This window comes from Microcoleus sp. PH2017_34_RAT_O_A, assembly GCF_020737885.1.
Lineage (GTDB): Bacteria > Cyanobacteriota > Cyanobacteriia > Cyanobacteriales > Microcoleaceae > Microcoleus.
This window is the reverse complement of sequence record NZ_JAEQDD010000026.1, coordinates 533-21,827: the sequence shown is the minus strand read 5'-3', so window position 1 is coordinate 21,827 and position 21,295 is coordinate 533. Positions and strand designations below refer to the sequence as shown.

Annotated in this window: 16 protein-coding genes; 9 read left to right on the top strand and 7 right to left on the bottom strand. The window is 45.2% G+C overall.

Annotation, left to right across the window (positions count from 1 at the left end; genetic code table 11):
- The first annotated feature begins 691 nt into the window (after positions 1–691).
- Complete coding sequence (locus JGK11_RS11565) at positions 692–5,251, top strand: response regulator (protein ID WP_293211748.1); 4,560 nt, start codon at positions 692–694, stop codon at positions 5,249–5,251.
- Positions 5,252–5,646: 395 nt separating this feature from the next.
- On the opposite strand, the gene JGK11_RS11560 is transcribed toward JGK11_RS11565, so the two are convergent.
- Complete coding sequence (locus JGK11_RS11560) at positions 5,647–7,257, bottom strand: NB-ARC domain-containing protein (protein WP_293211746.1); 1,611 nt, start codon at positions 7,255–7,257, stop codon at positions 5,647–5,649.
- 370 nt (positions 7,258–7,627) lie between these two features.
- Here JGK11_RS11560 and JGK11_RS11555 point away from each other — a divergent pair, with 370 nt between their 5' ends.
- Entirely contained in the window at positions 7,628–9,802 is a 2,175-nt protein-coding gene (locus JGK11_RS11555) for a choice-of-anchor K domain-containing protein (RefSeq protein WP_293211743.1), read from the top strand.
- A gap of 40 nt (positions 9,803–9,842) precedes the next feature.
- Here the strand turns inward: JGK11_RS11555 and JGK11_RS11550 are convergent, their stop codons facing one another.
- Positions 9,843–9,974, bottom strand: coding sequence for a hypothetical protein (locus JGK11_RS11550; protein ID WP_293196913.1), 132 nt, complete (start codon positions 9,972–9,974; stop codon positions 9,843–9,845).
- 12 nt (positions 9,975–9,986) lie between these two features.
- Here JGK11_RS11550 and JGK11_RS11545 point away from each other — a divergent pair, with 12 nt between their 5' ends.
- The 3 genes from JGK11_RS11545 to JGK11_RS11535 all read left to right on the top strand — a co-directional run bounded on the left by JGK11_RS11545 (position 9,987) and on the right by JGK11_RS11535 (position 11,484).
- A complete protein-coding gene (locus JGK11_RS11545) occupies positions 9,987–10,520 on the top strand; it encodes a hypothetical protein (protein ID WP_293196912.1) in 534 nt (177 codons plus the stop codon).
- A gap of 257 nt (positions 10,521–10,777) precedes the next feature.
- Positions 10,778–11,188, top strand: a complete 411-nt coding sequence (locus tag JGK11_RS11540; protein ID WP_293196911.1) for a hypothetical protein — start codon at positions 10,778–10,780, stop codon at positions 11,186–11,188.
- Positions 11,188–11,484: a hypothetical protein gene (locus JGK11_RS11535; protein ID WP_293196910.1), complete on the top strand. Its 297-nt coding sequence runs from the start codon at positions 11,188–11,190 to the stop codon at positions 11,482–11,484. Before JGK11_RS11540 ends, JGK11_RS11535 begins: the two co-directional genes overlap by 1 nt.
- A 91-nt stretch (positions 11,485–11,575) precedes the next feature.
- On the opposite strand, the gene JGK11_RS11530 is transcribed toward JGK11_RS11535, so the two are convergent.
- The 5 genes from JGK11_RS11530 to JGK11_RS11510 all read right to left on the bottom strand — a co-directional run bounded on the left by JGK11_RS11530 (position 11,576) and on the right by JGK11_RS11510 (position 15,502).
- Positions 11,576–11,980, bottom strand: a complete 405-nt coding sequence (locus JGK11_RS11530; RefSeq protein WP_293196909.1) for a transcriptional regulator — start codon at positions 11,978–11,980, stop codon at positions 11,576–11,578.
- Positions 11,964–12,239 (bottom strand): type II toxin-antitoxin system HigB family toxin, encoded by a 276-nt coding sequence (locus JGK11_RS11525; protein WP_293211741.1) that lies wholly within the window; start codon positions 12,237–12,239, stop codon positions 11,964–11,966. Before JGK11_RS11525 ends, JGK11_RS11530 begins: the two co-directional genes overlap by 17 nt.
- A gap of 102 nt (positions 12,240–12,341) precedes the next feature.
- Positions 12,342–12,542, bottom strand: a complete 201-nt coding sequence (locus JGK11_RS11520; RefSeq protein WP_106148181.1) for a hypothetical protein — start codon at positions 12,540–12,542, stop codon at positions 12,342–12,344.
- 170 nt (positions 12,543–12,712) lie between these two features.
- Positions 12,713–13,324, bottom strand: coding sequence for a Uma2 family endonuclease (locus JGK11_RS11515; protein ID WP_293211738.1), 612 nt, complete (start codon positions 13,322–13,324; stop codon positions 12,713–12,715).
- Positions 13,325–13,840: 516 nt separating this feature from the next.
- Positions 13,841–15,502: a glycosyltransferase family 39 protein gene (locus tag JGK11_RS11510; protein ID WP_293211735.1), complete on the bottom strand. Its 1,662-nt coding sequence runs from the start codon at positions 15,500–15,502 to the stop codon at positions 13,841–13,843.
- Positions 15,503–15,576: 74 nt separating this feature from the next.
- Here JGK11_RS11510 and JGK11_RS11505 point away from each other — a divergent pair, with 74 nt between their 5' ends.
- From JGK11_RS11505 to JGK11_RS11490, 4 genes are all read left to right on the top strand, one after another.
- Positions 15,577–17,073 carry a hypothetical protein gene (locus JGK11_RS11505; RefSeq protein WP_293211733.1) on the top strand — a complete coding sequence of 499 codons (1,497 nt, stop codon included), beginning with the start codon at positions 15,577–15,579 and terminating at the stop codon, positions 17,071–17,073.
- A gap of 216 nt (positions 17,074–17,289) precedes the next feature.
- The gene (locus JGK11_RS11500) at positions 17,290–17,460 is read left to right on the top strand and encodes a hypothetical protein (RefSeq protein ID WP_293179102.1); all 171 of its coding nucleotides are present in this window, start codon (positions 17,290–17,292) and stop codon (positions 17,458–17,460) included.
- Positions 17,461–17,473: 13 nt separating this feature from the next.
- Positions 17,474–18,013, top strand: a complete 540-nt coding sequence (locus JGK11_RS11495) for a hypothetical protein (RefSeq protein WP_293190475.1) — start codon at positions 17,474–17,476, stop codon at positions 18,011–18,013.
- A 999-nt stretch (positions 18,014–19,012) separates the two neighbouring features.
- On the top strand, positions 19,013–21,295 hold a 2,283-nt coding region (locus JGK11_RS11490; RefSeq protein ID WP_293211731.1), incomplete at its 3' end, for a DUF4347 domain-containing protein.

Genomic DNA, 21,295 nt, shown 5'->3' with positions numbered 1-21,295 from the left:
AGTGAGGACTTTAGTCCGCATTCAAGAAGGACTAAAGTCCTCACTACGAACCGTAAAGCAAATCGATTCACCATTGTAAAACAGGTTTGTAGTGAGGACTTTAGTCCGCATTTAGGAAGGACTAAAGTCCTCACTACGAACCGTAAAGCAAAACAAAATTGTTATCAGGATTCTCAAGGGCGGTGAGGTGTTTCTGGTAAGTTCGTGTCGCCTCGATTCACTATTATACAACTGGTTCGATCGTTCGGAATGCAAGTCCTCCAGAAGAAGGACTTGCATTCCGAACGATCGAACCGTAAAGCAAAACAGAATTGCGATCGGGCGAATCAAAAGCGGTTCTCAATCCAGCACGCCTGTTGTGTCAACCGCCACCGGCACCCCGCCCAGGGCGGGGCGAGTATCAAACGCGAAGTTTTTTCGTGGCGCGATCGCCCGTTTCTTTTGAAAATCGCGGTTAGCTCATGACTCGCAGGCGATCGGTTGTGCATAATGAAGGGAACTAAAGATGTGAAAATACTACACTGACTGTGGGGGGCTAGATACCCGATACCTTGGAAATACCGAGGGCTTTTGCAAATGAGCCCACAACAGTCAAAACACGCAGGCCAGGCTCGATCGCCAATGCTAAACCACCTACGTCTCACACCTCCCCAGGCTAGTTGCCTAGTAACACCGTGAGGGGGGCGACGCCATGCAACTCCGAAAAAAAACACTATTAATCATCGGTGCAGCTCTGATCGGCCTGATTGTGGTTCTCTATGCCACTGCATCAACCATTTTGCTGCACGATTTTAACAACCTGGAGGCACAGTACGTCCGCCAGGATGTCGCGCGGGCTTTGGACGCCTTAGATGATGACTTGTCGAATTTAGACACCAGCGCTCAAGATTACGCCGAGTGGGATGATACGTACTCTTTTGTCGATACACGGAACCAAGAATTTGTCAAGTCAAATTTTGTAAATTCGACATTTGTTTACTTGAGATTAAACTTATTGGTGCTGCTGGACTCCGACGGTAAGACCATCTTCAGCAAAGGTTTTGACCTGAAATCCAAAACCGAAATCCCAATTCCGGCAAGCTTGCAACAGCACTTGACCGAGGCGCTGATCGAGTCCCAGACAAGTTCTGAGGAGGGGTACCCCGCCAAAACAGGCGTCGTCACCCTGCCAGAAGCCACGCTGCTGATAGCCTCAAAACCGATCGTCAACAGCAACGCTCAAGGCCCGCCGCGGGGGACGCTGATCCTGGCACGCTACCTCGACAACACCGAAATTGGTTTGCTTTCGGAACTGACTCACCTGTCAGTGGATTTTAGATTGCCGAGTTTAGATTTTAAAGTGGGAGCCACGAACTACTCCGGACAAGGTGCTAAGGTGCTGGCTCGCTCCAGGCAGGATTTGGACAATCTCAAACTCAAAATTTCCAACCTCAAATCAGTAGAAATTTTAATCGAGCCGCTCAGCGACAGCGTAGTCGCAGGATACGCCCTGATTCGGGACATCCGGGGCAAGCTAGCGCTGCTGCTGCGAGTAGAAGTAGACCGAGTAATCTCTAGGCAAGGTCAGGCTACCCTAGAACTCTTTACTTTCTCGATATTGGCAGTAGGTTTAATATTTAGCGCGATCGCCATGCTGTTGTTAGAAAACTTAGTCTTGGCGAGATTGGCCGACTTGAGCACTAGCGTCAGCAACATCGCAGCCAACGGCGATCCAGACTTGCGCGTTCAAATAATGCCAGGAGGCGATGAACTCGCCAGCTTGGCCGACACCATCAACCAAATGTTAGAAGCATTGGGCAATTCTCAAGTCGAACGCAAGGAGAGCGAATACCGCTATCGGTTGATCGCCGAAAACTCAACCGACATGATTACCAGACACGACCCCAAAGGCGTGTTTATCTACGTCTCGCCCGCCAGCCACGCTTTGCTGGGATACGAACCTTCGGAACTGATTGGGCGCCTTCCCAACGATTATTTTCACCCCGACGATTTAGAAACCGTCGCCAAAGCTCACTCGAAAGTCCTGGCGCTGCCAGTTACTTACACCGTCAGCTACCGCATCCGCCACAAAGACGGCAAATACATTTGGTTTGAAACCACCAGCCGCACGATCCGCGATCCCGAAACCGGTGGAGTGCAAGAAATTATCGGCGTTTCGCGCGACATTAGCGTACGCAAGCAAACAGAACAAGAACTGCGAGAAAGCGAAGCTGCAATTAAAGCTTTGTACCAAGTGACTTCTGCTCCCCGTACAGACCCGCAGGGCCGCCTTTCTACCTTTGATTTGCGCCTCGAAGAACTGCTGGCAATGGGATGCCGGCATTTAGGCCTTTCCGTGGGAATTTTGTCGCACATTCAAGGCGACAACTATCAAATAATTGCTGTTGAATGTCCCGATGAGTCGATCGTCAAATCACAAATCTACGATCTGGAAAAAACCTTTTGCGTAGCTACAGCAATGGCAAAAGAACCGATGTACTTTGAGTCGGTGAGGTTTTCGGGTTTGTGTTTCAATACTCCCAATCCTGCCTTCAACATCGAAGCTTACATGGGCACTGCCGTCACGGTGGCAGGTGAAGTTTACGGCACTCTATGCTTCTTTGCTCCGACTCCTCTGACAGAACCGTTCCGAGCTGTAGATAGAGAGTTGGTGAAACTGATGGCTCAGTGGGTGGGCAGCGAACTAGAACGCCAGCAAACAGGCGTAGATTTGGCAAAAGCTCGCGACGAAGCACTGGCAGCTACGAAAGCCAAAAGCGAATTTTTAGCCACCATGAGCCACGAAATTCGCACTCCGATGAATGGAGTCATCGGCATGACAGGTTTGCTGCTGGATACCCACTTAAGTCGGGAACAGCGCGATTTTGTAGAAACTATCCGCAGCAGTGGCGATGCTTTGCTGACGCTGATCAACGATATTCTGGATTTCTCGAAAATTGAGTCGGGCAAATTGGACTTGGAGGAACATCCGTTTGACATCCGCACTTGCATTGAGGAATCTCTCGATTTGGTAGCTGCTAAGGCGGCACAAAAAAAACTGGAATTGGGTTACTTGATCGATCGCTCCGTACCACCAACGGCGATCGGTGACAGTGCCCGCTTGAGGCAAATTTTAATCAACTTGCTCAGCAATGCTGTTAAATTTACTGAAAGGGGAGAAGTGGTGGTTTCGGTGACTGCCAAAAAGCTTGCAGTGTCCACGATCGGCGCTCAAGAACTGCCAGCAATTAATGGCGAACCACGAGCAATTCACAAAGTATACGAAATACAATTTGCGGTTAAAGATACTGGTATCGGCATTCCGTGCGATCGCATGGATCGGTTGTTTAAATCTTTCAGCCAGGTTGATTCTTCAACGAGCAGGCAGTACGGCGGTACGGGATTGGGCTTAGCAATTAGCAAGCGTTTAGCCGAAATGATGGGCGGCAGGATGTGGGTGCAAAGTATGGGTTGTCTGGCTGGCAATCCTCCGGGAGATTTTAAAGTGGCAGTTTTTGAGATCGCAGGTGAAGAATCTTGCGAAATTGCCGAAAAATATGGCTCTAGCAAATCTTTACTCAGCAGCGAGCCGATCGACCAAAATCCCAAATCCGCAGGCTCTACTTTTTATTTCAGCACGATCGTTTCAGGCTGCAACAGTTCCTTACCAGTTAATTTGAGCACTACTCAACCTGAATTAACTGGGAAGCGAGTCTTAATTGTCGATGACAATGCAACCAACCGCCAAATTTTGACTCTCCAAGCTCAGTCTTGGGGAATGGTGCCTAGGGCTTCAGCTTCGGCTCGTTTGGCTTTAGATTGGATCGCGGCTAAAGAGGTGTTTGACTTGGCAATTTTGGATATGCAAATGCCACAAATGGACGGGTTGGCTTTAGCTGCGGAAATTCGCCTGTATCCCGAGTGCCAAAAGTTGCCGTTAGTGATGCTAACTTCGATCGGCAGACAAGAAATTAACACCCCTACGATTGAGGTGGATTTTGCTGCCTTTTTGAACAAGCCGATCAAACAATCTCAGCTTTACAATGTTTTAATCAATATTTTTGGGAAACAGACTGCTGAAATTAGAGTGCAGCGAACCAGCGGGCCTTTATTGCAAAGCATACCCGTGCTGGCCGAGAATTTACCGCTGCGGATTCTGTTGGCTGACGATCATTTGGTGAATCAGAAGGTGGCTTTGCAAATTTTGCAGCGGATGGGGTATCGGGCGGATGTGGCAGGAAATGGTATCGAAGTGCTCGAAGCTTTGCACCGCCAGCCTTACGATGTTGTGCTGATGGACGTGCAAATGCCGGAAATGGACGGTTTGGAAGCTACCCGTCGCATCCGGGAGGGATTTTCAGCGGCTTTGAACTTAGAAAATGCCAGGGAAGAATCAGAAGTTTCAATAAGTGAGGAGGAATTTAACAATGGAAAATCCCAAATCGAAAATCCCGAATTTAGTGATGAGCAATCTAACAATCCAAAATCCAAAATCCCCAATCCCGAATTTAGTGATGAGCAATCTAACAATCCAAAATCCAAAATGCAAAATCTAAAATGGACGAGGCCTTGGATTGTGGCGATGACGGCAAATGCGATGCAGGGCGATCGCGAAGAGTGCATGGCTGCGGGGATGGACGACTATTTGAGTAAGCCGATCGCCATTGAGGAGTTGGTGCGAGCTTTGAGCGCGTGTAAATCTCGCTCAAATGGGGAATTCGATTGCCCGCAGCCGATTTTTTGTGTGAGCTCGCAGATTGAACCGACAGTAGGAACAAGTGAATTAGAAGTGCGATCCTCTTCGAGGGCTGCGCTAACGAATGCTGCTGTTGGGGAAAATCAACAAGTGACTATGCCCAATTCGTCCTCCGCCGTCAGGTGGGGTGCATCAAATGTCGATCGGGCTTTGTCACAAAACGGCGATTGTCTGAGTGCCAAGATTATAGAGGGACTGCGAGATGTCGAAGCTTTGGAAGAGGCGATCGACCTTTACCTCGAAACAGCCCCCGAACTGCTGCAAGGCATCTCCGTGGCTCTGTGCAACGCCGATCCGCTAGCTTTGCGGCGAACTGCTCACTCTTTGAAATCAATTAGCGGTACTCTCGGTGCTTTTCACTTGTTTGAGTTGTGCGAGGAACTCGAAATCATGGGCCGGATGGGGACAGAGGCAAATAAGCCTTTATCTGGGATGGAATCCGGGCTTTTAGAACAGGTTGAGGCCGAGTATCAAAGAGTCGAAACGGCCTTGAAAATAGAACGGGAATACAGCTAGACAGTCACAGAATAATAATTAACCTGAATCGGGCAAATCCACGCGATAAACATGATGAGGTACGTTGTTGGGCTTCAGCCCTCTTATACCATTTTTTAAAAGTTATACCATTTTTATAAAATTGTGCAACAGCCTTCGACCCCCCCTAGCCCCCCCCTTGTAAAGGGGGGACAAGAATACTGTTATTTCATTTAAAACTGGTATTATCACAGACTTTAGCAAACAGGGAAAGTCGATAAATTGCAATCTCTTGTCGTCCTCGAACTCTATCGGATATTTGAAAAATGGTATTATACAAGCTCTCAGTCATACCTCATCTTTTTGAGAAAAGCTATAATTGCTTTGACAGTAAAGTTCGATCGACTGGTCTTGAACTATGGCTGTTTCTACGATGTCTAGTTTGTGAAATAAGGTTTTTCGATTAGCAATGGCAACTCTATATTTCCACACACTAATCCTGCACAATTCCACTGCCGCAGATACTCACAAACTTCAGAAATAATCGCATTTGCTGCATCTAAATCTTGTGCTTGAGAAGCATGATAGTGCGCTCTGATTAAGGGCTGAATATCCTCGATATCTTGCCATTCCGATTCCGGCTTGAGGGGAATGCTGATATAATAATTATAAGCTTGGCTGTGCGCTGTACGGACATTTTCAGGATTTTGATTTAGCAGATGTTCGCCCTTTTCTCGAATTAGCGGATGCAACTGATAGGATTTGAGATGGCGATCGTAATATAGCAATTGTCGGCGTTTGAGTGCTTGAATAATATTTTCTTTAAGTTCGTATTTGCTAACTTCTGGCATTTGAGCGCTAATTCCTGCAAAAGATAGCGGATATTCTGAGGTTTGATAGACAGAAATTCGGCTGAGACAAGTTTGCTCGCCTTCGCTGAGACGCGCTAGGATTTTCTCAATCAATCTTTCAATATCTCGAATCAGCAACCAGTCTCTCTGGTGTAAAAAATTCCCGACATTTCCTTGAAATTCGGTGTCATCTCGAATCAAGGCTGCTACGAGTTGTAAGGCTTTGGGATGTCCTGAATAGCGATCGCCCATTTCCGCTAATTCCTCTGCATTTGCTGTCAGATTAAAAGATTGCAATAGGGAAATTGCGCTATCTCGATCCAATCCGTTTAGCTGGATTTCGCGGGTGACAGTTGGCGGCAATTCTGCCAAGCTTTCGCGACTGGTGAAGAGGATTTTGCTTTGATGTTCTGTTTCTAATAGTTGTTTGAATAACCAAGCATATTCTGCACAATCGTCTGCGAAATAACCGGCGGCTTTGGCTTCTCCTGTTTTCAAAAGTGTGTCGGCGCGATCGAATACAATTAAGCAAGGTTTAGCTTTAATAATTTTTATCAGCTTTTCGATTTTTTGGAAAGAGTCTTCTTGAGGAGTGACGGCGGTGGTGATGTCGCCGTTGGAGAGGGTGAATAGCAGGGAGTCAATTGTGCGATCGCAGGGGGGTGCTTTGCCTGTTGCGGATTGCAATGATTGCCAAGCGGCGCAGGTGAAGGGGGTTTTTTCGGTGTGGAGTTGGCGAATTAGTTGGCTGATGAGGGTGGTTTTTCCGATTCCGGGTAATCCGACAATTGAGATGGCGGTGATATCGGAGTTAACGATCGTAGTTTTTAAGATGTCGATTTCTTTGGTGCGCTGTACCCAATTTCTGACGGGGGGTAAGTTTTCTGGGAGGGGGAAAGTGCGATCGTTTTGGTTGTCTAGGGGGATATCTGCGATCGCGGCGACAAAGAGTGGTTCTGTTTTTATATTTTTGTAGCCCTCAGCAATGTATTCCCAATTTTCTATTTCTACTGCTTGGCAAATATTGATAAAGTTCTCTCGTCTAATTCCTTTTCGACTCCAAAAACGCTTTAAGGTGGCTTTTGAAATTAAAGCTGCAAGACACCAAGTATCCTCAGTTTTGTTCCATTCGAGATTGCGTCGCACCATATCAATGATTTTCAATCCTTCTTCGGATGCTCTGAGCAAGCCTGCCATTGGTATTTACATATTACGATTTTTCCTTGAGGCAATTTTACCAGATTTGGTGAGCTAAATGAGCCAAATGAGCTAAATGAGCCAAATGAGCTTTTTATGTTGAGCCAAATGATGAGCCGTTGAGCCGATACAGAGCAAGGATTAGGGATTATTGTCAGAGGATGAGCTTAGCTCGCGGCTACAGATCGGGGTGAAGCCAAGGTGAGTAAGCATTTGCCTTGCAGTTAGGTATCGGTTTCTAAATTCTTGGGTAAATAGTTGTTATTTATACTGTTTCCCCTGTAAGGGATGAGTGAAAGACCGATCTAATTTAGTTATCAGTTTTTTCAATAGCTTAGTTCAATATTGACATTCAGAAGGAGTTTGAATCATGGTACAGGCTAGTTTTGGAGAGATTAACTTTAATACATGGGGGAATAACGGTTTCCAGTCACGACCCATTGATCCAAATCAGAATACTTATGTAATAACTCATGGATGGAATAATACAGGTGGTAACGCAAAGAATAATTTTACGCCTGCTGACTGGGTAGCAGAGAAAGCTCAAGTTATCCGAGAGCAAGATCCTAATGCTAATATTGTCGCGATGGACTGGGAAAGTGGTGCTAAGACTGATTACTCGAAAGCTGCTGCAAATACAAAAGAAGCAGGTCAAAAGCTCGGTGAGTATCTGAACAATATTGGTGTTAACCCTAAAAAACTCGAACTGATTGGTCATAGTTTAGGGGGTCATATCGTTGGTTCTGCTGGCGCTAAGTATCGAGAACTAACAGGTAATCTGATAAATCTTATCACCGCTTTAGATCCTGCTGGATCTGGTTTTAAGATCAGAGCTAGACAGATAGAAGGAGGAACTAATATGATTGAAGAACCAGTTCCTCCAAGCGATCGCCTAGACCCTACTGATGCTAAGCAAGTGAATGCGTTCCATACCAGTAAATTAGGATACCAAGATCCCATAGGAACAAGAGATTTCTATTTTAATAAAAATTTACCGACGCAACCAGGAGAAACCCCTCTTGTTGGTAGTCATGGCTCTTCTTACAAACAGGACACATTCTTCAGAAAGGGAGGGTCTTATACTCTAGCGGATGGGACGAGATTGGATTCAAATCGGTTGCGTTCTCCAGGAACAGGCAATATAGATGTTGATACTACCAACCCAAATTTCACAGGTTCAACCACTGGTACTTTTAGAGGCGGCAGCAATAAATTTAGTTTAGGTATACCTGAATTTGTGAGTTTTGTGCAGTTTGACGGAGCTCCCTTTACTACACCAACAAATATGCTTTTTAATCTTGGTAAACTTACTTATAAGAATGGAGTAAATGCCGAAAACTCACCCAGATTAATAGATACAACTCTTAACATTAATCTTTCGATAACCCAACCAGAAAATATCCCCCAGACGTTTAATTTTGCAATCAAAAATCAAGCAACAAATAACACAACTGGGGATGCAGTTCTGGATGCAGATCGCCTAACTTTTTCAGGTGCGGGTTTATCCCAAGAGAGGATTAAGGTTATAAATGTTGAATATACCCTCGATCTATATGGGTTTGCTTCAAATGGAGAACCTGTAGGACAGTTTGATTCACCGGAGAATAGCACAGCTACCGCTGATTTATTTGGTAAAATCGTACCAGTGAGTATTTTTACTCAGGATCAACAGACGCTTCGTCAATTTAGCAATGATATTAAAGAGGCTGTTAAGGGCTTTAGAAACACAATTGCTGATGCAAAAAATGGAATTTTGAGAGATCTAGTTTACCCCTTAGCAGGGGCTGTAGTAGATGTTCTAATAGGTGCTCCAAGAACAATAAGAAGTGCCAGCCAAGTCAATCCCCCAACAGATACAGGAACTACATTTCAGATTACTCAAGCAATAATGGCTGAAAATCCGGGAGGTGTGCAAGGTTCTGATAAAAATGAGAAAATCTTAGGATCGCCTGTAACTGATGTAGTATTCGCAGCCAGAGGTGCTGATACTATCGAAGGTGCTGTTGGCAATGATTACCTGCGAGGCGGAAAAGGAAACGATCGCATTTTAGGTGACGATGGCAATGACATTCTCAACGGTAATGAAGGTGATGATTTCATCTCAGGAGGCCCTGGCAATGATTTAGTGCGGGGTGGACAAAACAATGATGAAATTTTTGGCAATGACGGAGACGATATTTTAATTGGTGAAAAAGGAACAGATCGGCTAACTGGTGGCAGCGGGACAGATGTTTTTATCTTAAGAACAGATACAGGTATAGAAGAAACCAATCCTGCTACTGCTGATTGGTTACTTGACTTCAATGCGAGTGAAGGCGATCTAATTGGCATCAATGGAGGCGTACCGATAGACATTCTCACTTTCACCCCTACTGAGGTGAATCAAGATGGCATTGCAGACACTATTATCCAATACACAGAAACGAATGAAATTTTTGGTGTCTATACAAACATCTTTGGTGTCGTCATCAACACGCAGCCAGACATTGTGAAAAATTCCTTGTTTACTATACCGCTGAATGACCCAATCACCCAGATAGGATGATGCTGTAGGAAAGTCGCCCAAGAGTTTCGTCATCGCAATATTAATGAGTGCGATCGCCCTTACGACAAAAAGTACGATCGCCCTTAACACAAAAAGTGCGATCGCCCTTAAAAACAATCCCCAATACCCACACTTCCCCACAACCACCTTCCTTAAATCCCAACCCTCTCATAGACCTTGAATCATGATTAAACTAAAATTCAAGATATTAGGAATACTAGCCCTAATCAGTGCAATTGGCATAGATTGTACCAGTCTAGTAAAACCAGCCACTGCACAAACCGCCGCATCTCTAGCCTACCATCTCAAACAAGCAGGCGCTAAGCTATATGGCGCTTCTTGGTGTCCTTACACTCGAAGACAGGCGCAATTGTTCGGAGATTCCTTCAGCCAAGTTCAATACATTGAATGCTACCCCAATGGTAGAAATGGTGAATTTAATTCGCAGTGCCAAAGAGCCAGAGTTTTTACCTATCCTACATGGGTAATTGGTGCTCGCACGAATGAGAGTATGATGTCTATTGAACAACTAGCCAACTTTTCTAACTACGGTACACCTTCAAACACCAACGACAAAGTAAAAATATGTGACTATAAAGCCGACCTGATTTTCTATGAAAGAAATCCTCAAATGTTGGGTCGGAAAATTTCTAGTTCTCAATCTAGTTTAGCTAATGAATGGTCAGGAATTAGAAGGAATATTCGCGGATGTCAGTAACGCACTAAAGCCCTAGAATAAGTATTGCAGGACTTATGCGCTCCGACAAAGAAACCGGGTTTTTACCGAATCTGTTGGCTTCGGCGAAGTATTTTCGCAAAAACCCGGTTTCTGGGCCCTATGCGTAAGTCATAATACGGATAAATCGCGTTTTTATCTATCCGCATCCATTCCGTTTATCTGCGCTTGCTAAAAAGAGCGATCGCCCTTCATCCATGATAGGATTAAGTCAAATTAGTCAAAGCTAACTCGCATAAATGACAGACGAAACTCGACGAGAAATAGCGAGACGACTAGCTAGAGAACTAGCATCAAGGACAATCATTTCACCTATAAGACCCGGACAAGGGTTTCAAACTTTTGGTGAATTCAAAAGAACGATGGGGGTGGCAGGATCGGGGTTAGCGTGGCATCATATAGTTGGGCAAACAACATCAAATTTACAGAGATTCGGGGCTCAAGCAATACACAATACAGGCAATCTCGTCCGACTCGAACACGGTACTGGGTCAATTCATCAGGAAATTACCAATTTCTACAACTCCCTCCAACCTGAACTCACAGGTACGATCACTCTAACCGTGAGAGGATGGCTCAGCACTCAATCTTTTGCAGAACAACAAGACTTTGGCATTAGAGTTATTATAGCTTTCGGAGGAACAGTTTAATGCTGACTCTAGATATCCAATCAATTCTAAATTCTATTCCCAATGAAATTAGCTGGCAAGACATCGTACAGTTTGAAAAACTAGACGATCGCGTTAGCATTGCTAATGACCTTTGTGCCAACATTATTGGTGTCAATGAAGGTACGATCGAATGGTGTCCTAATGAAGATTCTGCCGATCGTTTAGAGCAACTGGTTTGGTGGTGGGTTGTGCGTCCAGATTTAGGAGCGGCGATTGCCAAAGAATCTCCTCAAGAATTCAAAAATATTATCAGTCAATACATTTTGCAATCTTGACAAAAACCAGCGCTCGTCTGTGGTTCAAAAAAATGCGATCGCCCTTAACGACAAAAAGTGCGATCGCCCTTAATCCCACTACATCCATCAGCTAATTAGTAAATAAACTCGGCTCTACATGAAACAAACTACCCAGAATCAACGCCTGCTCTTTGCTGAAATATCCCTCACCGTTAACCAGTTGATATACTCCTTCTTCAGAGCCAATAATTCCCACTAAATCCGCAGGTTTTAGCGATCGCTGTTCCATCAAAAACAACAACAGTGAACGACGTGTAGCCGTTGCTCCCGGTGCGTAGTATTCTTGCTCAAATTTTTCAATCAATGCAATCAACAATTCATATAACTCATCTTCTTCAGGAGTGCGATCGCGACGGTGCATCAACTCTTCCACAACCACTAAAGCTTTTTCATTATCAGCTTCATTTCTAATTATTTTAGGCTGATATTGAGACAATAACTCTTTGTATTTATCGGAATTAAAAATAAGGGTCATTTTTCCATTTCTCCTTATCATATTCAGCATGAGTAAAAATGTATTTGATATAAATTAACTGGCTTTCATAATCGATACTAACTATCAATCGATAGTTGTTACCTTTGATGTTAAAAACCGTAAAACCTCCCACGGCTTCAGCTTTAGGGAAAACAGATTGCACTTCAACTAAATTTGACCATTTAGCTTTGTTAGCAATTTTAAACCAGTTATCCAGGGCTTCCAGACAATCAGCATGACTTTCGCTATATTCACGCATCTGCCGGTAGCTGATTATGTGCATATGTTATAGGCAATTTCAACTAAACTTTATCTTAGCTAAGCTAATTTTTTTTGTCAAGTATGCGCGAAATGAGGTAGCTTATTCCCATTGTTCCAGTTCCTCGAATGGTAGCGGTTCAAAAAAAGCATCACCGAGTTTTCCCGTCAGTAAACCAGGGGTGCGCGGCTGTGGCTGTTCTCGTCCTAATCCAAGGCGAAAATAGTGAATCAAGTCATAGATTTCTGCGAGTTTGTCTTCGGGGATGTCTTGTAATTCTTGAACGATCTTCTCAATTAGCATAAATCAAACTCTCCAATAGTTGCTGGTTAATCGATCGCACTACAAGAGTTGCGGTCTTGTCTATTATGGCTCATCGTATAATGACACAAGTTGGCTACGGGCTACGGCGATCGCCCTTTACGACAAAAAGTGCGATCGCCCGCCAATAAATCTGCCACAAATTCACCGAATCAAACTTCTCCAATTTCCGGTGCGATTTCTGCATCTACCTCTTCAAAATTCACCTTATTATAGATATCTGCCACAGAAATTTCAAAGGATACTGAAGCAAGCGCGATCGACTCATCCGATTCATTGTACTCAGCAAACGACCATCGCTTATTATCCGTCTTAGAAAAATGTTCGATATATTTCCGATTTTGATCCAGCAACAAATATTTCTCAACCGTGGGAATCGTGCGGTATCCCTCAAACTTTTTGCCGCGATCGTATCCTTTAGTTGACTCTGACAAAACCTCAATAATCACTCTGGGATTAGTAATCATATCCGTGCGGTTATTATAATATTCCGGCTTGCCACATACTACCATCACATCGGGATAGGTATAGATGCGCCTCTTGGGCATCCACAAGCGGACATCACTCATGAAAACTTCATAATCTTCAGTCTTGAAAGCAAAATTTAACGCCGCGTAGAAATTGCCAGCAATCCGATTGTGATTTGTAGAGCCACCGGCTATAGGAAATATTTCACCGTCAATATATTCGCTTTTGCACTCAGCAGCCTCCTCTAGTGCTAGATATTCCTCGGTCGAGTAGTATCGCTGTTCGGTAAGTTGCATAGTTCGATCGCAGATCATTTAACTAATACTTTTGTTTAGTATAACATTTTTCTGGAAACTCTACTACTTCTAAAATATTTTCAAAAATGAACATTCCATTCCTCTAAAAGGCGATCGATATTTTTTTTCGGGCGAAGCGGGTTAATGATTCCTGTTCACCAAAATCCTGTAGGGGCGGGTTCACCAACCAAATTTAAAATTGACAGACTATCTCTATAAACCCGCCCTAAACAGACGAATAATCTTCATTAACCGAGAGCGGAATTAGCGCATTTAAATCGCAGAAAAATGATGTCGATCGAGGTTATTTGTTGGGCAGGGCTGGTTTATTGTTTTTGTCTGTTAGCGGCACAGATGGTTGGTGAGCTCGCCCCTACAATAATTGTGGAAAATCAAATAAAAATGATGTCGGTCGAGGTTATTTGTCGGGCGGGGCGGGTTTATTTATTCTATCAATTAATGGTACATATGGTTGGTGAAACCCGCTCCTACGGTATCTTTTGGCAACACGATCGCTTATTTTCTAGTTACTAAAACCCAATCATCTGCTGTTTTGACAACCTCAGCATTCTTCAAACCTAGATGTTTTAAAACAGGTTTCTCTAACAAAAAATAAGGTGGCGGGAGAGTTTGCCATTTCTGTTGTAGCGTCGGGCTGTCGGCGACAATAACTTGTCTCTCGCTATAAAAATTCAGCGACGGACGAGGTAATTTATGAGATGTAAAGACTTGCTGGCCGGCTGGGGTTCCTTGGCGGACAATTTCGGCGATCGGCTTCACTGGATAATCCTCCGCGAGTTCCCAAACCCAGTTATCGGAAGCGACAAATACTAACAGCGTAACGTAAGTTCCCCAAATTAAAACTAACAGAAACTGTCGGTCTTTGCGGTGGAGCAATACGGCGGCTTGCGCCATTGTCAAAGCTACAAACATCAGCATTAACTGCAAATCGCCCTGGGGGGACACAATTTGTCCGCCCAGCCGTATCCAGCCACTGAAGTACGCGCAGCCGACGACACCAACTACGGCTATTACTACCAAAATTGCCGGATGAGGCAACAGAGATATAGCATTAAAATATTCTTCTGTTTCATCTTTTGCGGATTCTTCCGGGACTGACATTTGTTCCCAAACTTCAGCGAGATAGCTACCAACTGCCAAAGCAAAAGCTGGATAAACTGGCAAAACATACCAAGGTAATTTGGTATTCATCACAGAAATAGCCAGCAGATATACTCCCGTCCAAACTAATACTAATTTTGCACCGGGAAAATTGCGATTTTCCCAACTCAAGCGCAGCCCTTGCAGCCAAAATAACTGCCACGGCCATGCTGATTCTAAAATTTCTAACAGATAATACCAGGGCGGGCCTTTGTGATTGCCTACGGGTTCCCAAATGCGCCGGAAAGATTGGTTAAATAAATTAGCGTTGATGAAATCTTGGCCGTAGTGCAGCCATTGGGCAAAATACCAAGCAGCTACTGGCAAAGTTCCGATCGCCAATCCGCCCCAAAGATACCCAGAAGTTAGCAGTCGCGGGGTATCCCAAACCAGGAAAACAAAGCCGATCGCGCACAGTAGCAGCCCCAACATCACGCCTTTAGTCAAGCAAATGAGTCCGAAGCCAATCCCCGCGCCCAAAGCGTAGCGCAAGTCGCGGCGCGATCGCACCAAACACCACATCGCAAACAGCAAAAAACACAAAACTGCTCCGTCTAACATCGCCAAACGTCCGTGCCGCAGTACCGGGAGCAGCGTCAGATAAACGAGAGCCGAAAAAATGGCGATCGAGCGTCTGGGAAACAACTCCCTGCCAATGGCGTAAAGAAGTGGCACAGAAGAAGCTGTCAGCATTGCCGGTACCAACCTCGCCGTCAATTCGCTGACACCACCGACGCGAAAACACAGCCCGATCAGCCAGTGTACCAGCGGCGGCTTGTTTAAATAAGGCATAGAGCCGATCGTCGGATACAGCCAATTTAAATTACCGCGCCAAATTTCGCGGCTTACCTGGGCTGCAATCCCTTCATCCCAATCCCGCAACGCCACGCCGCCCAGATTCAGCGCGAAAATCAGCACCGCAGCCAACAGAAAAGCCAGCATCCACAGTTTGTCTGTCAAGCTGTCATTGAAGCGAGTTTTCGGTTTGCGGCTTAGGAATCGAAAGATTTCTGACATAACTTAAGAGAGTTTTTAGCGTCCCAAAGAGAAGGTAAACTTATACAGCAGTTATTTGCGATCGGGGCAATACCATGAACTTACCTGTAATCATAGATATTATAATTGGCTTAGTGTTTATCTACCTGACTTTAAGCTTGCTAGCTTCCGAAATTCAGGAACTGATTGCTACTGTTTTGCAGTGGCGGGCGGAACATTTAAAGAAGTCGATCGAGGTGCTAATTTCTGGAGGCAGCGAAGCCACCAAAGATCCGCTGCAATTGCAGCGAGTCGGACTGTTGGCAAATTCAATTTATGCCAATCCGATTATCAAGGATTTGAATCAAGGAGCGAAAGGTCTTCTATCACAGGGATTTCGTTCGTTTACCCACCGCATGGGAGATTTATACCGCCGAATGACTGGTACTAAGAATGTTTTTGGCAATAAATCAACAGGGCCGTCTTATATTCCAGCCGATAGTTTTGCTGCGAGTCTTTTGGATACTTTAAAAATTTCTCCTTTGGTGGAATCGCTGTCTAAAAGCAGACTGGAAAGATTTAAAGATTTACAGTTGGCACAAATTCAAGTGATTGGAGAGGGTCTGAATCTGCCGGAGTCTACTAAACCAATTATTGAGCAAGAATTTGGCTGGCTGACTGCGGAGTTCAATAGAGTTGTTGAAGATTATAAAAACGATTTGGGAAGTTTGAACAACAGTTTGGATCGAATGTCGGAAAAGTTGGGATTTTATATTAATGATTCTCAGGTTTATCTGCCCGAAACCGAGCAGGGAGGAAGAGAATTTCAGAGACAGATGGCTTTTATTAAGGCGAGTTTTGATAGCGAGTTTGAGCGGGCGGCGTTGCGGGCGCAACTGCAACCGAGTTTGAGCAATTTGTTAAATACGGTGAGGAAAGTTAGGAAAACTCAGGATACGGTAGCACAAATTATGGATGAGAAAGAGGAGAGTCCGATTTACAAACAAATTCAAGAAACCTTGGACAGTATGCCAGAATCTTTGAAACGCAGTCTTTATATTTTGGCGCAGCGCGCTGAAACAGGCGGTGGAGATACTCAAGAGCAGTTGCAGCGGTTTCAGAAAGAAATTGAAGGTTGGTTCGATCGATCGATGGAGCGTGCTTCGGGGGTTTACAAGCGGAATTCTAGAGGGGTGGCGATTTTGCTCGGAACTACGATCGCCCTGGCTGCTAACGCTGATAGCATTAATATTGTTAATCGGTTGTCGAAGGATTCGATGTTGCGATCGACTGTTAATTTGTACGCTAAGCAATTGGTGGAAAAAAATGCTAACACAAAATTGGATAATTTAACCAATCTCACAAAAGTTCAAAATCAGGTCGATCGAGCTTTGGATAATGTAGCTCTACCTTTTGGCTGGAGCGAACCGAACAGGTTAGAACTAGACGCCCAGGGGAATGTATTGTTGCCGGCTTTGATGGCAAAATTGTTTGGTTGGATGTTGAGTGGCGTAGCGATTTCTATGGGAGCTGGTTTTTGGTTCGAGGCGCTCAACAAGATTATTAATATTCGGAATGCGGGAAAGAAACCGCCCTCTACTACAGACTCGTGAACGGTGGTGTTGTCGGGCCGGAGGCAACTTTGACATTAAATATAAGGTACTTCATAAGGTACGTAGTTGCGCTTGGGCGCTCTTATATATTGAAAGAGCGCTGAAGCGCAACTACGTAATTAAGGTATGTAGTTGCGCTTGGGCGCTCTTATATATTGAAAGAGCGCTGAAGCGCAACTACGTACCTAACTTGCGAGCGAGCATTTGAGGTTTGAGATGTTAGATGGGGTCGATCGATCGGAATCGGGGGGTTTGGAGGACTCTTTGTTGAAGCGGTCACCTACAGGATACTCGATTAGATCGGTAATTACTGACCGATCGCCAATTGGGGAAAATACAGAAAATATAAATTCCGTGCGATCGCGGATGGCAGCACCAGAGAAATAGGCGAAACTGATAGATGAGTGCAATAGCCGCGAGCCAAACCAACCTAGTTCCTGCCTGTTTCCAACGCTCTGACTCCAAGGGTACATCTACCAGCCAACACCCTTTTGGAGGAAGGAATATGTTCACTTCTTTGACGGAAACCAATCCCGCCTCGGAATACCAAAATCCCGGATCCAGAAGTTTTGCATTTAATGACTCCAGCATCATTGACGGCGGATATTTTGTCTCTGGGATTTTCGCGACGCTTGCAGTAATTTTAGTCAAGTCTATGTCTGACGGGATCCAGCAAGTTATCTCGGCACTTCAAAAATATGCCTCTATCCTGATTAGAGAGATTGACAAAGTTTGCACAATTTTTGGCGGCAGTTCAGATTGCCTCGAACCAGATGACAGCCAATTGCTAAAATGGCACAGTTCCCTGAGTGACAAAAACGGACTGGGTTCGTGTTATGCCGATCGAGATAGCGACACACTCAGCAACGGCCGCGCGCGCGATCGGTTGTTTGCTAAGGAGAGTAATGTAATTGAGGCTGTGGAGCGTAAAACACGGTGATTGGCCACAATGGAATTGTCATTAACCGCCTGACGGGGCGCGAGGATGCGATCTGACTGAATCTGCGATCGATCGTATCAACTCCCGTTGAATAATTCTCATAGCCTTTGTAGTGTAGTGACGGCCCAACTCCGCAAAGTTCCTGTGCCCGCGCGCAAACAACTTAAGTGCGATGATTAATCGGCACTTAATCTCAGACTGTTTTGATGCTTAGTAAATGCCACCAAACCTACTTGGTATCAGTATTCTGGTGTCTCAAAAATCTAGCCAGCCACGCAGCCTATCTCGTACAATTTTAGATTTTCAAAGTGGGGATGACTGAGGTCGCTCTTCAGTTGACAGTTGACAGTTGACAGTTGACAGTTGACAGCTTGCCCGAAAAGCCGGTCGTTGGGTTGAGGGCGACCTCTACCGGGAAGTCCGAGGATTGGAGTAATGAATAGTCTTCTTTTAATTACTCCCGGGACTCCGGCTTTCAACCAATTCTTTCTGGTAATTTCGATCGCGCCTAAAGTTGCATTCTTTGTTTTAATTGGCTGAATTATTCAAAATGTATTATATAATTCATTTTAAAATTTGACCTAATACAGGTATGGACACGACTAAACCGTGTCTATCTACGCAAATTATCTGAGTAAAATCAACAATAGTAAATCTAATTTAGAGGGGTTACTCAGTAAGTAATTACCGTTGCACCCATTTTTTAATGCCTATAATTATCGGTATTTGCAGCCAATAATGCTGAAAAAGTCCGGCTTCAAAAAAGCTGGATTTTTTTGAATATGCGCCACATATTTGTTAGATATTTCAACAATCCTCACCAAAAAATTGAGTAACTACAAGCGGAAGTAAGTACAATCCGGAAAATAAAACATTTAAATAATTGATTAGTAAATGTTGCACTATTTTCAAAATAGGTGTTAATATGAATTCAAATAAGACTGATAAGAACACTCCTGGGCTGTATCTACCAATAACGCCCTTAATGGAGTATCACAAATGAGTTCTACATTCGCTCAAACCAACTCACAATCTTCTTTGGAAAAATTGCACCCACGTTCCTTAGTATTCATTGATTCCGGGGTGGAAGATTACGAGTCAATTGCAGCGGGAGTGCTACCTGGGCAGCAGGTAGTAATCCTCGATAGCACCAAAAATGGCATCCAACAAATTACGTCTGAAATTGAAAACTACGCCTCTACCAACGGGGCGATCGACTCGGTACACATTATTTCTCACGGCAGTTCTGGCAGCCTGCAACTCGGTAATACCGCTCTGGGTTCAGATAACATCGATCAATACAAAAGCCAGTTGGAAAAGTGGCAGACTTCACTAGCTCCAGAAGCCGACATCATGCTGTACGGCTGCGATGTAGCAGCAGGTACAGGCGCTAATTTCGTTGACAAGTTAAGCCAATTAACGGGGGCTGACGTTGCCGCATCCACCAACATTACTGGTAAAGACGGCGACTGGAATTTAGAATTTTCTAAGGGTCAAATTGAATCGGACTTAGCCTTGAACTCCGATGTGATGGCAAATTACCAAGGTGATTTAGCTACTATCGTCGTCACGAGTAATAGCGATAGCGGAGCAGGTTCCTTGAGAGCTGCGATCGCCTCCGCTGTTGCCGGGGACACAATTACCTTCGCTCCTGGTCTAGCTGGTCAAACCATCGCCCTTACCAGCGGTCAAATCGATATTCCCGTTGGCAAAAACCTCACCATTGACGGCGCCGGTGCAGCGGGTTTAACCATCAGCGGTAACAACTCATCCCGTGCCTTTTTTGTCAATGCAAACGTTGTGACTGCGACAAATTTTGCAGTCAAAAATCTCACTCTTGCCAATGGTAAAACGACTGGGACAGGTGGCGCGATCGGCACAACCGACGAAGTAAGGCTCACAGTAGACAATGTTCAGTTCAATAACAACGTTGCCGATAAAGGCGGTGGCGCAATTTTCGGTAATTTCAACAATACCCTGACAGTATCGAACAGTAAATTCAACGGCAACATCGCGACGGGGGGTAATGACGAACGCGGTGCAGGTGCGATCGGCTTTTTGAGCTCCAAAGCTTTTACTGTCACCAACAGCGACTTCACCAACAACAAGGGAATTAACGGTGGGGCAATTAACAGCCTTCAGGGCAAGTTAACAATTGACAATTCGCGATTCATCGGCAACGACACCAGCGCAGCCTCTTACGCAACAGGTCAAGGTAATCCTGGTTTAAGGGGTAACGGTGGCGCTATTTACACAGACAGAGCCAGCGGTCTAAATGAAGCTTCCGGCACAATCAAGATTACCAATAGCGTATTTCAGAACAATAAAGGTCGAGGTGAAGGAGGTGCAGCTTATCTGTTCACGGGCAGCCAAGACAATGTAATTTTGGAAAACACCACCTTCCAAAATAACGAAGTTATGGCGCTAACAGGCAGTCCCGGCGGTGGAAATCCTGGAAACGGTGGTGCGGTAACGGTTTTGAGCGACAGCACCAACCAGGGATTGACTATTACCAACACTAGCTTTGCTGGCAACAAAGCCAACAATCAAGGTGGTGGCCTGTGGATGCGAAATGCCCCTGCTACGATTACTAACAGCACGTTTTCTGGCAACTCCACCGCGTTTGCTGCTGGTGATTTCAACAAACTGGGCGGTGCCATGACTCTTGGTGCACGCACAACTATTGTCAACACGACGATCGCCGATAATAGTGCCGGTTGGGTTGGTGGAGGTATCTTCGCCGATGCCAATAATGTCACCCTCAAAAACACGGTTCTTTCCAACAATACAGCGGCTAACGGAGGAAACCCTTGGGGAATTCAGCAACACGTCACCGCCCAATATAGCGATCAAGGAGGGAATTTTCAGTGGCCGCCCAAAAACCCCAATGACGGCAGCGATGTCAATGCTACGGCAAGTGTGACTCTCGCAGATCCCAAACTCGGCCCCCTGCAAAACATCAACGGCGCTTTCGTCAGGCCTCTGCTATTAGGAAGTCCAGCAATTGATAAAGGGGTTGCAAGTGGCGCACCGGCTTTGGATCAACGCGGCGTGACTCGCCCTCAAGATGGCGATACTATTCCAGGGGCGATCGTTGACAGCGGCTCTTTTGAATACACCAATGGAGTCGTGCCAACTCCAACTCCCACACCAACTCCGGCGCCGACACCAACACCCGCGCCAACTCCCACTCCCACACCAACTCCGGCGCCGACACCAACACCCGCGCCGACTCCCACTCCCACACCAACTCCGGCGCCGACACCAACACCCGCGCCGACT